At 42.8% G+C, this 15,478-nt stretch carries 14 protein-coding genes and 1 tRNA gene; 6 read left to right on the plus strand and 9 right to left on the minus strand.

What is annotated here, in order from left to right; all coding sequences use genetic code 11:
- Window positions 1–432: 432 nt before the first annotated feature.
- From AAE02nite_RS22935 to cphA, 3 genes are all read left to right on the plus strand, one after another.
- Window positions 433–503, plus strand: a tRNA-Cys gene (locus AAE02nite_RS22935).
- Between the two features lie 262 nt (window positions 504–765).
- Window positions 766–1,644, plus strand: coding sequence for a cyanophycinase (locus AAE02nite_RS22940; protein ID WP_146903902.1), 879 nt, complete (start codon window positions 766–768; stop codon window positions 1,642–1,644).
- A 66-nt stretch (window positions 1,645–1,710) separates the two neighbouring features.
- Window positions 1,711–4,338 (plus strand): cyanophycin synthetase, encoded by a 2,628-nt coding sequence (cphA, locus tag AAE02nite_RS22945; RefSeq protein ID WP_146903905.1) that lies wholly within the window; start codon window positions 1,711–1,713, stop codon window positions 4,336–4,338.
- Window positions 4,339–4,463: 125 nt separating this feature from the next.
- On the opposite strand, the gene AAE02nite_RS22950 is transcribed toward cphA, so the two are convergent.
- Window positions 4,464–5,405: a DUF8428 domain-containing protein gene (locus AAE02nite_RS22950; RefSeq protein WP_146903908.1), complete on the minus strand. Its 942-nt coding sequence runs from the start codon at window positions 5,403–5,405 to the stop codon at window positions 4,464–4,466.
- A gap of 264 nt (window positions 5,406–5,669) precedes the next feature.
- Between AAE02nite_RS22950 and kdsA the strand changes: the two genes are divergently transcribed.
- Window positions 5,670–6,482, plus strand: coding sequence for a 3-deoxy-8-phosphooctulonate synthase (kdsA, locus tag AAE02nite_RS22955; protein ID WP_146903911.1), 813 nt, complete (start codon window positions 5,670–5,672; stop codon window positions 6,480–6,482).
- A 182-nt stretch (window positions 6,483–6,664) separates the two neighbouring features.
- Here the strand turns inward: kdsA and AAE02nite_RS22960 are convergent, their stop codons facing one another.
- Together AAE02nite_RS22960 and apaG are read right to left on the minus strand one after the other, a co-directional pair.
- Window positions 6,665–7,450 (minus strand): O-methyltransferase, encoded by a 786-nt coding sequence (locus tag AAE02nite_RS22960; protein WP_246151224.1) that lies wholly within the window; start codon window positions 7,448–7,450, stop codon window positions 6,665–6,667.
- 15 nt (window positions 7,451–7,465) lie between these two features.
- A complete protein-coding gene (gene apaG, locus AAE02nite_RS22965) occupies window positions 7,466–7,852 on the minus strand; it encodes a Co2+/Mg2+ efflux facilitator ApaG/CorD (protein WP_146903915.1) in 387 nt (128 codons plus the stop codon).
- Between the two features lie 112 nt (window positions 7,853–7,964).
- On the opposite strand from apaG, the gene ung reads away from it, so the two are divergent.
- Complete coding sequence (ung, locus tag AAE02nite_RS22970) at window positions 7,965–8,627, plus strand: uracil-DNA glycosylase (protein ID WP_146903918.1); 663 nt, start codon at window positions 7,965–7,967, stop codon at window positions 8,625–8,627.
- A 175-nt stretch (window positions 8,628–8,802) separates the two neighbouring features.
- On the opposite strand, the gene lepB is transcribed toward ung, so the two are convergent.
- Genes lepB through AAE02nite_RS23000 form a run of 6 tightly spaced genes read right to left on the minus strand, consistent with a single transcriptional unit; the run spans window position 8,803 to window position 13,698 of the window.
- Window positions 8,803–9,906 (minus strand): signal peptidase I, encoded by a 1,104-nt coding sequence (lepB, locus tag AAE02nite_RS22975; protein WP_146903921.1) that lies wholly within the window; start codon window positions 9,904–9,906, stop codon window positions 8,803–8,805.
- 26 nt (window positions 9,907–9,932) lie between these two features.
- On the minus strand, window positions 9,933–10,652 hold the full coding sequence (gene dapB, locus AAE02nite_RS22980) for a 4-hydroxy-tetrahydrodipicolinate reductase (RefSeq protein ID WP_146903924.1): 720 nt from the start codon (window positions 10,650–10,652) through the stop codon (window positions 9,933–9,935).
- On the minus strand, window positions 10,652–11,281 hold the full coding sequence (locus AAE02nite_RS22985) for a DUF5683 domain-containing protein (protein WP_146903927.1): 630 nt from the start codon (window positions 11,279–11,281) through the stop codon (window positions 10,652–10,654). Before AAE02nite_RS22985 ends, dapB begins: the two co-directional genes overlap by 1 nt.
- Window positions 11,278–12,201 (minus strand): ParB/RepB/Spo0J family partition protein, encoded by a 924-nt coding sequence (locus AAE02nite_RS22990; protein ID WP_146903930.1) that lies wholly within the window; start codon window positions 12,199–12,201, stop codon window positions 11,278–11,280. The genes AAE02nite_RS22985 and AAE02nite_RS22990 overlap by 4 nt, the downstream gene beginning before the upstream one ends.
- Window positions 12,202–12,212: 11 nt before the next feature.
- The gene (locus tag AAE02nite_RS22995) at window positions 12,213–12,992 is read right to left on the minus strand and encodes a ParA family protein (protein ID WP_146903934.1); all 780 of its coding nucleotides are present in this window, start codon (window positions 12,990–12,992) and stop codon (window positions 12,213–12,215) included.
- A gap of 22 nt (window positions 12,993–13,014) precedes the next feature.
- The gene (locus AAE02nite_RS23000; RefSeq protein WP_146903938.1) at window positions 13,015–13,698 is read right to left on the minus strand and encodes a metal-dependent hydrolase; all 684 of its coding nucleotides are present in this window, start codon (window positions 13,696–13,698) and stop codon (window positions 13,015–13,017) included.
- Window positions 13,699–13,790: 92 nt separating this feature from the next.
- Here AAE02nite_RS23000 and AAE02nite_RS23005 point away from each other — a divergent pair, with 92 nt between their 5' ends.
- Window positions 13,791–15,443 (plus strand): ABC transporter substrate-binding protein, encoded by a 1,653-nt coding sequence (locus AAE02nite_RS23005; protein ID WP_146903942.1) that lies wholly within the window; start codon window positions 13,791–13,793, stop codon window positions 15,441–15,443.
- The last annotated feature ends 35 nt before the right edge of the window (window positions 15,444–15,478 follow it).

The raw sequence follows: 15,478 nt of genomic DNA on the forward strand, positions 1-15,478 counted from the left end.
CGAGTATCTGTTACAAGTTCGTATTCAGCTACTCCCAAACAAAGCCCCTCACTAACATTAGTAAGGGGCTTTTTTGCTTTTGGGGTATGTGTTGATGCGGGTCTGAAAGAAAGTCAGAATAATCATCTTCTTCGCCTTTGGGTTAAATAAATGTATCGGGAAGCCATAAAACTATCTTTGACTGACAACGTAATGGCATGGATTATATTAAGTATTTCGATGTTTCTGCCATAGGTAAACAGAAAACGTTCAAATACAAACTAGAATTAGGTTTTTTTACGGAGTAATATGAAAGGTTGATAATATGCATTTTATAGAATGAGGTTATTATTTTTAGTAACTGTTATTGAAAATTTCTTTCCTTTTTTCTGATTAATCTGCTTTATCGTTTTGGAAGATATTTAAAAATAGTTATGTTTGCACTCGCAATCAGGTAGCGTGGCCGAGTGGCTAGGCAGAGGTCTGCAAAACCTCGTACAGCGGTTCGAATCCGCTCGCTACCTCTTGTTGCTAAGCCCGGCTTTTACAAATGCCGGGCTTTTTTGTTTCTTCATTTTAATGTACGTATTTACACTAATAATAAGTAAATACGTACTTATTGCCGGTGTAAAAACCTAATTACACCGTTCATCATTATTATTCCTTACAAGCTTTCATCCTTTTAAAAAGGCATACGTAATGCATCTAAACTTATGCAATAAGGAGTAGTGCGTTTAGATAAAACCTAATTTCTATAACCACAAGGCCCGTAGTAAATTGATTTTTATGTCCCAAAAGATTGGTAGGATTAAACCCGAAAGAAATGGAGGAATGCGAACTCCCAAAGGAATATTAATTGCTATTGGAGGGAAAGAAGACAAAGGAGATAAAAACAATCCCATACATGAAAGGAATGAACAATTTATTAAACTCGAAATATTAGAGCGATTTACAGTAGAACTTAAAGGGAATAATCCATTGATAGTGGTAATACCTACTGCTTCCACCGTACCGGAAGAGGTGGCTAAAGATTATATAACTGTTTTTGGCAAACTGAACTGTAAAAACGTAAAAGTAGCAGATATCAGATCCCGGGAAGATGCTGTTAAGCAGGAATATATTCAACTGATTAAAGAAGCAGATGGCGTGATGTTTACGGGAGGTGATCAACTTAGGCTTACTTCTATTTTAGGCGGTACCGAATTTCTATCTTTTCTTAAACACCGTTACTTGAAAGAACCAATTGTAATTGCCGGTACAAGTGCCGGGGCGGCCGCCATGTCTTCCGGAATGATTTACGAAGGACAGAAAGATAACGGCATGTTTAAAGGAGATGTACGGTCAACTTCTGGTTTAGAATTTATGAAAAACGCCGCCATTGATACTCATTTTATTGCCCGCGGACGTATGATAAGGATGGCGCATCGGTTGGCTTCAAATCCAGGTTGTATTGGAATTGGTTTAGAAGAAGACACCGGCATAGTAGTGAAAGAAGGGCAGGAAGCCGAGGTAATTGGTAGTGGTTTAATTGTCTTGATGGATGCCAGAGGATGTACAGCCTCGAATATTTATGATATAGAAAATGGGGAGCCGGTTACCTTGAAAAATCTTAAAATAGACCTATTAGGTAAGGGCGATACCTTTACTTTACCCAGTTTTAATTGACACCATTCTTATTAATTATTCCAGTTTTATAAATCAGTAGCTATTAAACATCAACCATACGGATATATGGAAATTGTAGACTTGCGCATCATGCGCGGACCAAATTACTGGTCGGTGGAGCATCCGAAAATTATAGTGATGAAGCTGGACCTTGAAAATTACAAGGAGACTTACACGAACGAAATTCCGGGATTTTTTGTGCGGCTCAAGAAGATGTTTCCGGGCATGCAGGCTCATCGGTCTGCGGAAGGCGTAGAAGGCGGCTTTTTCAGAATCGTCCGGAGAGGCACCAAGCTCAGCCACGTGGTGGAGCATATTGCTCTGGAACTGCAAAACTTATCGGGCATGGATTGTGGTTTTGGCCGCACCATTCCCACTTCGGAAGAAGGAATTGATAACGTTATATTCTCGTACTCAGAAGAACGGGCCGGAGAATATGCCGCTTATGCTGCCGTTAAAATTACCGAGGCATTGGTTAAAGATGCTAAGTATAATTTAAAACGCGATGTAGACCGATTGCATCAAATCCGGGAGGATGAGCATATTGGACCCAGTACTTACTCTATCGTGGCCGAGGCGGTAAGCCGGGGCATACCGTACATCCGACTTGATAAAAATTCCTTAATTCAGTTGGGTTATGGCGTGCATCAGAAACGCATACAAGCTACTATGACCTGCCGGACAGCCGCATTTGCAGTAGAACTGGCTGGCGATAAAAATGCCACCAAGGAAATACTGGCTGAGGCAGGTGTACCGGTACCACAGGGAACCACTGTTTACAATATAGAAGAACTTAAAACTGCTGTCCAGAAATTAGGGTATCCGCTGGTAACAAAGCCCCTGGACGGAAACCATGGTAAAGGCGCCAGTATTAATATCAAAAACTGGAAAGAAGCGCAAAAAGGGTTTTCCGAAGCGGTAAAATATTCTTCCGGTGTTATTGTTGAGCAGTTTATTCAAGGTTTTGATTTCCGGTTGCTGGTAATAAGCAAAAAGTTTGTGGCCGCCGCTAAACGCACGCCCGCCATGGTTACTGGCGACGGTGAATCGACCATTCAGCAGTTAATTGAAAAAGTAAATAAAGACCCGCGGCGGGGCATAGGTCACGAAAAGGAGCTTACCCAAATTAAGGTAGATAAATTTACCCGCGACATATTAAAAGATAAAAACTTAACCTTAAAATCGATACTACCGGCAGGGGAAATTCTATATTTAAAAAGCACCGCTAATATTAGTACCGGCGGAACCGCTACCGATGTAACAGACATTATTGACCCTTACAATGTGTTAATGGCCGAACGGATCGCCGGTATTATTGGCTTGGATATTTGCGGCATAGATGTAATGACTACCGACATTGCCATTCCTTTAAACGAAGCGCGAGGAGCTGTCTTAGAAGTGAATGCGGCTCCGGGTTTCCGGATGCATATTGCCCCCACCGAAGGTTTACCCCGCAATGTGGCAGAGCCGGTCATAAATATGTTATTCCCGCATGGTTGCCCATCCAATATTCCCATTGTAGCTATTACGGGTACCAACGGTAAAACCACCACCACCAGGTTAACGGCCCACATAATTAAATCAAACGGCTACCAGGTAGGTTTTACCACCACCGATGGTATTTACATACAGGATAAGATGCTGGAAAAAGGCGATACCACTGGCGCCCGCAGTACAGCTTTTGTGCTGAAAGACCCTACCGTTAATTTTGCTGTGCTCGAATGTGCCCGTGGGGGTATGCTCCGGTCAGGGTTAGGATTTGAACAATGCGATGTGGGCATTGTAACCAATGTAGCCGCCGACCATTTAGGCTTACGCGATATTAATACATTAGAAGATATGGCTAACGTAAAAGCCGTGGTTCCGAAAACGGTAAAGCCCGATGGCTATGCAGTGCTGAATGCCGACGACGAGTTGGTGTACCAGATGGCAAAAGATTTAGATTGTAAAATTGCTTTCTTTAGCCTGGACGAGAAGAACCCCCGCATTTTAAAGCACATCGGCAAAGGCGGCTTGGCAGCGGTGCTGGAAAACGGATTTATTTCCATTTATAAAAATAGTTATAAAATAAGGGTGGATCGGGTAGCTGATATTCCGCTAACTTTTGGTGGCCGGGCCCGCTTTAATATTGAGAATGTATTAGCCGCAACACTGGCGGCGTATGTGTCGCGTATTCCGGTAGAAGATATAAAAACCTCACTCCGGACTTTTTTACCATCGGCTTCTAAAACTCCGGGCCGCATGAACCTGTTCCGTTTCCCACACTTCGAGGTATTGGTAGATTATGCCCACAATGCGGCGGGCTTAAAAGCCATCGGCGAATTTGTGAATACTTCGGATGCTACCCGTCGGGTCGGAATTATTGCCGGCGTAGGCGACCGGCGCGATGAAGATACGAAAGAATTAGGCAGGCTGGCCGCCGAAATCTTCGACGAAATTATTATCCGGCAAGATAAAGATTTACGGGGCGCTTCTTCGGAACACATAAACCAAATGCTGCAGGATGGCATTAACTCGGTAGACCCCGACAAGCCGGTAATTTATATTCCACAAGAAATGCGGGCGATTGCTCATGCTTTGGAAAATGCTACCCGGGGCACGCTGATAACTATTTTCTCAGAAGATGTGTCGGAAGCCATTAAGTTGGTAGAGAACTTTAAAGTAATTCAGGACCGCCGGGAATTAGTAGATTAATTAATCAGCCTTTTATTACCTATAAAAGAGCTTAGAGAAGATTTTCTACAAAAAGAAAGGCCGAATATTTATCCGGCCTTTCTTTTTATGTGATACAAGTAAGAATCATTAACTATTACTAACCACTATTTTAAAGTAAAAGTAGTTTTACCAATTTGATTCCCATCGGCATATATTTCAACGGTATGCAGGCCTCTTTTGTATTCAGCGCCTTTGGAATAAACAAAAGAAACCGACTGTTGTGAGTTGTCGAATACAATGTCGCGTTTGGCCGTATAAAAAGTTTCTTCGCCGTTTAGCATAAAGGTGCCGGAACCGGTTGATAGGTTATATAAGGCAGAACCATCGGGTTCTATCAGGCGCATTAATATTTCTTTAGTTTCTTTGGCAGCCACTTCGTTTTTACCCAAGTTAAACGATACCCGAATTTTATCAACCTGACGGGCTTTAAATTCATCCTCTTTATCGTCTTTTTCTTTGCCGCGGTTATTAATAATATTTACTTGAATATTCTGCGCTTCGAGGCGTGAGGCCAGGGCTACTTTTTGCGTTAAATCCTGATTGTTCGATTTTAGGGTACTAATCGTATCGGTTAACTGGTTCTGAGTGGTTTTTAAAGTGGTATTTTCCCCAAAAAGCACCTCATTATCTTCTTTCAGCTTAGCAATTTCCTGGTCTTTCTTTTTAAGCTGATTCTCGAGGTTAGCGGCCCGGTCCCGGAATTTACGTTGATCAGCCAAAGAGAAGCTGGTTTTGCGGAAACCCTGCAGTTTAATCAGGTCAGCATTAATCTGGGTAATCTTAGCCTCCAGCGAATCATTGGATAAACCCATCGCCTGTAGTTCTTCGCTCTGCCGTTCAAAGTCGGATTTCAAGGCTTCGTAAACTTTAATCTGGTTTTCTAACTCGCTGTTTTTAACCCTAATAACCTCTTCTTGTTCTTCTACTTTCTGGGTTTTTTGGTGCTGCATATAAAACAGGATACCATTAATAGTAAGTAGAACGACAATCAGACCTACAACCAATAATTTTCGGTTATTATCACGTTCAGGATTATTTTCTGACATTTCTCTGAGTTTAGTTTAACTATTTGGTTTAGATAATATTTATAAAGTACAAAAATATACTTAAAACTTTTAGAGCCAAATTTTTTTATCCTCCGGTTTAAGTTTTAAGTACCGATAATTAGATAAATTTGCTGAATTTGTTTGGTCTTAAAAATAATTTTTGCGCCTGCGAATAAGCAGCGGTTCAAAGTTAGAATTTCCGGCCATAAGGCAAAGCATCAATATTACATTTTAAAATATTTCTTTTAAACACAACGCTAAAATATGATATCTATTCCTAACTTAAACCATAAAAATTCCGGTAATTTCTTCCTGATGGCCGGACCTTGTGCCATCGAAAGTGAAGAAATGGCACTGGAAATTGCTGAAAAGATAAAGAAAATTACCGACCGCCTGCAAATACCCTATATTTTTAAAGGCTCGTACCGGAAAGCCAATCGTTCGCGGATAGATTCTTTTACCGGCATTGGTGACGAAAAAGCGCTGAAAATCTTGCAAAAAGTGGGTGCGGCGTTTGAAGTACCTACCATAACCGATATACACGAAACTGAAGAAGCAGCCATGGCGGCCGAATACGTGGATGTGCTGCAAATACCGGCCTTTTTATGCCGCCAAACCGATTTATTAGTGGCAGCTGCCAAAACCGGTAAAGTGGTAAATGTTAAAAAAGGGCAGTTTCTATCGGGAGAGGCCATGCGCTTTGCCGTGGATAAGATTAAAGATTCCGGCAACAATAATGTTATTTTAACCGATCGGGGAAATTCTTTTGGGTATACCGATTTAGTGGTTGATTTTCGGAATATTGTAGCTATGAAATCTTTTGGTGTGCCCGTAGTAATGGATGTAACCCATTCGTTGCAGCAACCAAACCAGAACTCGGGCGTAACCGGTGGCCGACCCGCTTTAATCCAGACCATAGCCAAAGCTGCCATTGCGGTTGGTGCAGATGGTATATTTATCGAGACGCACCCCGTTCCCAGCCAGGCCAAATCAGATGCCGCCAATATGTTGCCCTTAGACCAATTAGAAGGATTATTAGAAAATCTTATTCGGATCCGCCAAGCAGTTGCTTTATAACTCTCTGTAGGTTAAAAATTAAATATTAAAAATTGAAAGTTAAAACTCTAATTGTTGATAAACGTGGTGGGAAATAGGAAAGGTAAAGCTTTGACAGATTTTACTTTTCTAATTCCTGCCTGAAAATATGAAGGCTTTAACCTTTGACTTTCCGCCTTCCAACCTTCTCAACTTTCAACCTCTCAGTACCAAAGCGTAAAGTGTTGTTTGGGCTGGGCTTTCCGGAAGAAAATTAGGCCAAGCTGGAAGAGATCAATGGAAAGGGTAACAGCCGGGTGGGAGCAAATCTCCTTCCATGCTTTTTCCATTTCGGCTGACCAATAAATATCGTCAAAGACAAAAACAGTGTTTTCGGTATGTTTTTCCAGGCAAAGCTGGAAATAACGGAGGGTGGGTTCATACCGGTGGTTGCCATCGAAATAAACGAAATCAACCTTACCTGTGTCCTGTAAAAATGCGGGCAGGGTTTGGTCTATATTGCCTGTAATCAGGTTAATATTACTTAATTTCAGTTTCCTGAAATTTACCTGGGCTTGTTGGGCAATCTTAGGGCAGCCTTCAAAAGTATAAACGGTACCTTTTGGCCTGGCGGAGGCTAAATATGCGGTAGTCAGGCCAAGGGAAGTGCCCAGCTCTAGCACCTGATTGGGTTGAAAATAATTTACCAACCGAAAAAGTAACTGGGCATATTTTGGCGGTTTAGCAGAAATTTTAGCTAGTTCACTGATTGGTCTGAGATAAGTGGGATTTATTTTGGAGCCGGCGCCCAGGTCCGTAATTTCTATTTTATTATGGTTTTGTTTTAGTTCTTTCCGTAGTTTTTCTATGGGTTTATAAGCGCCATAATAGCCATCGTGCTGAATAACGTGTTGGTACAGATCGAAAACAAAGGGGGAATGAACGCCGTGTAAACGAAAAGATTGAAGCCGGTAAACGAAGAATTTAAAACCTAAGCGCAGAAGGGACAAACGGAATGGATTGGATTAATTGAGGATGTAAGGTACAATGAGGACAAACTCCGGAATAACAACATTAAACTGTCTGCCATCTACCAACCGCTCCATTAAATAAGTGCCCCGCATCTTGCCAATGCCGGATTTTAAATTGCAACCCGAAACGTATTCGTGCGATTCGCCGGGTTCCAGTACCGGTTGCTGACCAACCACGCCTTCGCCTTCCACTTCGCGTACAATTCCGTTAGAATCATGAATAAACCAGTGCCGCCGCAACAACTTAACGGTAAATTCGCTGTTATTCTGAATATTGATTTTGTAGGCAAACACAAAGTGCTGTTGTCCCGGACTGGAATAGTCGGGTAGGTAATTGGTCGTTACCGTTACTTTTACGCCCTGGGTGGTTGTCGTGGCCATGATGGTAATTGCGGTTTAATCAGATAAACAGCCAATTTTAAGTAATAGTTTTGTTATACCAAGCATTTACGTTAAAAAAACTTTAATTTGTTACGATCGCTAATCTAAAACTATGAGTGTAAAAATAGAAGAAAGCTGGCACCGGGTAATGGCGCCAGAATTTCAGAAAGAATATTTTAAGAAGCTTATTTCTTTTGTAAAAGACGAATATGCTAACCACCAGGTGTTTCCGCCCGGCAGCCTGATATTTAATGCTTTCGATAAAACACCTTTCGATCAGGTTAAAGTAGTACTAATTGGTCAAGACCCTTACCATGGCCCCGGGCAGGCACACGGCCTGGCTTTTTCGGTGCAGGACGGTGTTACCCCACCACCTTCTTTAAGAAATATATTTAAGGAAATAAAAGACGATGTTGGTAAGCCAATACCTAAATCGGGTAATCTGGAGCGGTGGGCGGTGCAAGGCGTTTTACTATTAAATGCTACTTTAACGGTACGGGCCAATTCTCCGGGTTCGCATCAGAAAAAAGGATGGGAAGAATTTACCGATGCAGCCATTCAGAAATTATCTGAAGAGAAAGAAGGTTTGGTTTTTTTATTGTGGGGCGCATTTGCACAAAAGAAAGCGGCCTTGATCGATGCCAGCAAGCATCATATTTTAACCGCCGCGCATCCTTCGCCGTTTGCGGCAGATAAAGGTTTTTTCGGTTGCCGGCATTTCAGCAAAACCAACGAATTTTTAAAAGCACAAGGGCAAAAAGAAATTGATTGGTGATTTTCGTTAGTCGTTGCTCATTAATTGTTGTTCGAGAAATTACACCAAGTTTTAGTTTATTCTAACTTGGACTACTATACAAAAGCAGAAGCACCAAATTTACTTTGGTGCTTCTGCTTTAATTGAACCTAAAATTAAACCGTTAACGAAAATCGAATATCGAACAACGAAAAATCTATTCTATTATCTTAAATATTCGGTTCCAGCGGATTTTACCACTTACACCGCCATTGGGATCCGACGACATCCAGATTAAAACGGCTTTACCTACAATATGATCTTCGGGTACAAATCCCCAATACCGCGAGTCGGCTGAATTATGCCGGTTATCGCCCATCATAAAGTAGTAATTTTGCTTAAAAGTATATTGCGTTTGCGGTTTACCGCCAATGGTTAAAGTATTACCTTGTACCTCCACATTTTCGTTGCCTTCATACCGGCGAATAACCATTTCGTAAAGCGGGATAGTGGCAGAATCTAGCTTAATAGTAACGCCTTTCTTGGGGATATACAATGGCCCAAAATTGTCTTTATTCCATTTATATTGCGAAGGTACAAACGGGAAAATGGCCGGATCGGCATAACCGGCGGTGTCTTTAATTACTTCTACCCGTTTAATATAAGGCAAGGCCTCCAATGTTTTGGCCGTTGCTTCGGTAGTATAAACAGCATAGCCGCCCATGGCCGTATAAGGATCCGCAATATTATACTTCAGAAACTCTTTCGGAGAAATGGCGCTTTCGGATTGTAAATAGTAACTGAACTGAATTTTCTCTGGAACCGGAGCAGGTTCGCCATTAATATACGCTTTCATGTCGCGGATGGAGATGGTGTCGCCGGCAACGCCAATACACCGCTTAATATAATTGGTGCGTAAATCAACAGGGTGCTCTTCTTCTGGCGGAAAGTTAAAAACGACTACATCGCCTCTTTTTACTTCCGAAAACCCTGGCAGCCGGTATTGCTTTAGCTGAATGGCATCGGAATAGGAGGGAATATTAGTGCCCCAAATGGTTTGGTGGGTAAGCGGCACCTGCAAAGGGGTTTTTGGTGTACGCGGACCGTAGTGCAGTTTGCTTACAAACAAATAATCGCCTACCAGCAATGAGCCCTCCATCGAAGGCGTAGGAATAACGTAAGCCTCAAAAGTTGCCCACCTGATTAAAGTGGCGGCAACTACGGCAAATAATATTGCATCGCCCCATTCGCGGAAAAAACCTTTCCGGGCCAGGGTTCTGGATGGAGTAGAAGTCGCTGATTTCTTAAATTTTAATTTCATAAATGAGTGTTAGCACCAGCCATGGTTTACAAATTAAGCAAATCTTTCATGCCGTATATTCCTTTTTTACCGGGAAGCCATTCGGCTGCCATTACAGCACCTTCAGCAAAACCAATGCGGCTGTGAGCATTATGGGTTAATTCAATCGTATCGTGTTCCGAAGTATATTTTACCGTATGCAGGCCCACCACATCGGCGTAGCGCTCCGAAATTATATTTAATTCCTGCGGCCCCGGCGCAGCGGCATCACTTACCCATTTATTTTTAGCCGGGTAATTATTTAACAATCCTTCGGCCGTGGTAATAGCAGTACCACTGGGTTTATCTACCTTTTGCGTATGGTGTACTTCTTTAATTTCAACGTGAAAGCCCTCGTAGGCCTGCATTTTTGTGGCAATATATTCATTAAAATGGAAAAACAAATTTACGCCCACGCTATAATTAGAAGCATAAAAGAAAGAACCATTATTTTGCCGGCACAAGTCTTTAATTTCTTCAAAATGCTGCATCCAGCCCGTAGAGCCCGACACCACCGGTATGCCGTGCTGCAGGCAATATTTAATATTTTCCGGTGCCGATTCGGGGTGGGTAAATTCTATGGCTACGTCGGTATTGGTGTGGTTGTACTCTTTTAAAGAATCCCGATTTTGAATATCGATAATACCGGCCAGTTCATGACCTTTTTGTAAAGCAATTTGCTCAATGGTTTTACCCATTTTGCCGTAACCAATCAGTAAAATGCGCATTATTTTTTTAAGTTTAAACTAAGCGTAAAGGCTGGAACTACTTTATTATTTAGGGTTGGTAACATATCCGGCTGAACTCTTAAGGTTAGTTCATCGCTGATATCAAAATCTTTTAAGTGCGCATAAACATACGCTTCCGAAACGTTGATGCCATAAAAGAGTAAGGAATATAAGAAGGTATAATCGCGCCACCGACGGTACTGATCACGGCCACGGCTTAAAGTTGCCGCTTCGCGGTATTTATCTACGTATTCATCTAAGGTACTGTCGTTCCCGTCAGTCCGGATTCTATAAGCAGTACGGAAACTAAGATATTGCTTGTGATTGTAATGCAAAAAATAGCCCAGTGCCGCGCCTCCGGCATATATTATTGGTATTTTCCAGTAGCTTTTATTATAAGCCTGGCCTAAACCTGGAATAACAGCCGAAAGAAAAGCAGCTTTACCCGGTTGGCTCCACTTACTAAACTGGTAAAATGGTACTTTAGGCGTTTGGGTTTTGGTACTATCTGGTGTACGCACTACAACTGAATCCTTGCCTTCGGTGATTACCTGACCGTTCGCCTGAATACAGAAAATTGAAGATAAAAACAGTAAAAGCCCGAAAAGCCTTTGATGAATTATTTTCATCCGGAATAATTTAGAATTTCCAGTATGCGGTTTAATTCATCAACGGATAAAAATGGAATTTTAATTTCGCCTTTGCCCGATTTATTTGATTTTACCTGAATTTTAGTGCCGAAATAAGTAGATAACCGGGATTCTACCTTTTTAACCTCGCCGGATAATTCGTTTTGGGTAGCCTGAACGGCTGGTTTATTTACTTTTTCCGGATTATTCAGTTTACGGACTATTTCTTCTACTTTCCGTACCGAAAGTTCCTCATCCACAATCCGGCGGAAAACCTCAAGCTGCTGGTCAATATTTTCAATATTTATCAGCGCCCGGGCATGGCCCATCGTAATCAGGTTATCACGCAGCGCCACCTGAATGTCGGGGGGAAGTTTCAGCAACCGCAAGTAATTTGTTACGGTTGTTCTTTTTTTACCCACCCGTTCGCCCAACTCTTCCTGTTTCAGGCTGCACTCGCTTAGCAGGCGTTGGTAGCTCAAGGCTATTTCTATGGCATTCAGGTTTTCCCGCTGAATATTTTCGATTAAAGCCATCTCCAGCATTTGCTGGTCGTTGGCTTTTCTGATATAAGCCGGAATAGCTTGCAAACCGGCCAGTTTAGAAGCCTGGTAGCGCCGCTCCCCCGAAATAAGCTGGTACTGGCCCGAATCTAGTTGCCGGACGGTAATAGGCTGAATAATGCCCTGCACCCGGATAGACTCCGCCAGTTCTTCCAGCGATTCCTGGTCGAAATGGGTGCGGGGTTGGTAAGGATTGGTTTGAATCTGGTCTACCGGAATATCGCCAACCACATTGGCCGGATTAGCCGATACCGTTGGAGAAGGTTCTGTTTTTTTGTCGTAGCTGCCTTCAATTAAAGCGCCTAAACCCCGACCTAAACCACCTTTTCTCTTTAAAATATTTTTATTATCTGACATTTAATAAATCCTTACTGCGGCTGCAGAATACCATTCTTCTCCACTATCTCGCGCGCCAGGTTCAGGTAACTGATAGCGCCTTTGCTGTCGGCATCGTGCAGAAGCGCCGGTACACCAAAACTCGGCGACTCGCTTAATTTAACGTTGCGGGGAATAATCGTTTCGAATACCATTTGCTGAAAATGGAGCTGCACTTCTTCCACAACCTGGTTCGAGAGGCGCAAGCGCACATCGTACATGGTTAGTAAAATGCCTTCAATCTCCAAATCCTGGTTTAGCCGCGACTGAATAATTTTGATGGTGTTTAATAATTTACCTAATCCCTCTAAAGCGAAATATTCGCATTGCACCGGAATAATAACCGAATTGGCAGCGGTTAAAGAGTTAACCGTAATCAATCCCAGTGAAGGAGAGCAATCGATAATGATAAAATCGTAGCGGTCTTTAATGGGCGCCAGCGCTTCTTTCATTTTCACTTCCCGGTCGGGCAGGTTAATCATCTCTACTTCGGCGCCTACCAAATCAATGTGCGAGGGAATTAAATCTAAAAAATCTATATTAGAGGGCATGATAATATTTTCTGCTTTCACATTATCAACCATGCACTCGTAAATACTCTTCGAAATATCTTTGGGGTCGAAACCGACACCCGAAGTAGCATTGGCCTGCGGATCAGCATCCACCAAAAGTGTTTTGTACTCCAGCGCAGCCAGGCTGGCGGCCAGGTTAATCGCCGAAGTGGTTTTGCCTACCCCGCCCTTTTGGTTGGCTACAGCAATAATTTTTCCCATTGTATATTCTTAAACTAAAGTCTTAGAGATTAATTTTTTCACCGATTTGCATCAGCGTTAATTCTTTACCGGCTTGCCGCGCTGCTTCCAGTGCTTCTACGTGATCAATTTCTATATTAGGCCAGGTGTCGTAGTGCATGCCAATTATTTTACGCGCGTTTACCCAATTAGCCGCAATCAGTGCATCGTATACATCCATGGTTAAGGTGCCGCCAACCGGCAGAAATGCCAAATCTACCCGCTGGTACAACTCCGCAATTATTTTCATGTCGTAAGTCAGGGCTGTATCGCCGGCAAAATAAATCAGCTTATCGGCACTTTCAATTACATAACTAGCCGGGTTACCAGCATAAGTGCCATCGGGCAATACACTGGAGTGCGCCGCAAATACCATGCGAACGGTGCCAAAAGGCAAATTAACTTTGCCACCAATATTCATGTGCACCACATTTTCCACGCCTTTGCTTTTGTACCACTCGCATACTTCGTAACTGGCCACTATGGCGGCATTGTCTTTTTTGGCAAAATATTCGGCATCGGCCAGGTGATCCTGATGCGCGTGCGAAAGCAAAATGTAATCGGCTTGTATTGCTTCTTTATCTATGGAAGCAGCTAACTCGTTATACGTGATAAACGGATCAAATAATACTCGGGTACCACCTAAATTTAACAGAAAACAAGAGTGCCCTAAGTACGTTATTTCCATAGTTTTATTAGCTTTCGTTTAAACTGGGTTAAAGCCCTTTCAAAGGTTTAATATTAGGCAAAGATAAAGTATAATAAGTATTAATTTTCCACATGTTACCCACACGTGCCCTTTTTTTATCTCTATTTTTAGGACTTTTTACTGGTTGCCAACCGGGAACCGATAAGCTAACGGACAAAAAAATATTTAAGTATAACCAGCCCGAAGCGCTCAGTTCGTTGGATCCGGCCTTTGCCCGCAACCAGGCTAATATCTGGGCGACAACGCAGCTTTACAATGGCTTAGTAGAGCTTGATGATCAATTAAAACCTGCTCCGGCTATTGCCCGCACCTGGAAAGTTAGCCCCGATGGTTTAAAATACACCTTTTATCTGCGGCCGGATGTATATTTTCATGACCACCCGGTTTTTCCGAAGGGGCGGGGCCGGCGGGTAGTGGCCGAGGATTTTCGTTACAGCTTTCAGCGGCTGCTCAATCCCCAAACAGCCAGTACGGGAAGCTGGGTTTTTAAAGGCAAGGTGTTGGAGAATGCTCAAGGGATGGTTTCGGATACGTGTTTTAAAATTCAGAATGATAGTACCTTAATTATTTACCTAAAAGAACCTTTTATTTCTTTTATCGAGCTTTTGAGTATGCCCTATTGCTTTGTGGTCCCGCGGGAAATAACCGAAAAGTACGGCAAGGATTTCCGGGAACATCCCGTGGGTACCGGCCCATTTTTGTTTAAATTGTGGGATGAAGGTAACGCGATTGTACTGCACAAAAATCCGAACTACTGGAAAAAAGACCAGGCCGGCAACCAACTGCCTTACCTCGATGCCGTGCAGATTTCGTTTATCAACGACCGCAAAATGGAGTTCCTGACGTTTCAGCAGAAGAAGCTGGATTTTCTATCGGGCATCCGCGGCAGCTCCAAAGATTTAATCCTGAACAAAGACGGCACATTACAGGAAGAGTTTGCTAATAAGTTTAATCTGCAGAAAGCGCCTTACCTGAACACCGAATACATGGGCTTTCAGTTAGACCCAAAAAATTTGCGCGATCCCAATCCGGCTTGGCAGGACAAACGCGTAAGACAGGCCTTGAATTATGCCCTAAATAAAAAAGAACTGGTGGTTTATTACCGGAATAATTTAGGCATACCGGGCCACGCGGGCATGGTGCCGCCATCGCTTCCTTCGTTTAGTGCGGAGGAGGTGCGCGGGTATTCCTACAATCCTGGTAAAGCGCGGGAGTTGCTGGCCGCTGCCGGCTATACTCGCCAAAATCCTTTACATTTAACTTTAAATACCGTAGCCGAACACAAAGAAATTGCGGAGTTTATGCAGAAGAAGTGGTCGGAGGTTGGCGTAGTTGCTCAAATTAATATCAGCCAGGCCGCTGCCCACCAGGAAGCCGTAGATAATGGCCGCTACGGATTTTTTATGAAATCCTGGTTTGGCGATTATCCCGATGCGGAAAACTTTCTGGCTCTCTTTTACAGTAAGAACTTTTCGCCGGCCGGACCCAACAAAACTCATTTTAAAAATGCCCGTTTCGATGCGCTTTACGAAAAAGCTAAACTGGAACAAAACACCGAAAAACGGTACCGGCTTTACCGCGAAATGGATAAAATTGTGGTAGAAGAGAGCCCGGTAATTGTACTCTTTTACGACGAAGTAGTAATGCTAACCCAGAAAAATATTGTAGGGATGAAAGCCGATCCCATGAATACTTTACGACTGGAAAGCGTGAGGAAGCTTTGATTATTATTTGCTGCGCAACATAGCCCAGATTAGCT

Origin of the sequence: Adhaeribacter aerolatus (assembly GCF_007991635.1) — a bacterium.
Classification (GTDB): Bacteria; Bacteroidota; Bacteroidia; order Cytophagales; family Hymenobacteraceae; genus Adhaeribacter; species Adhaeribacter aerolatus.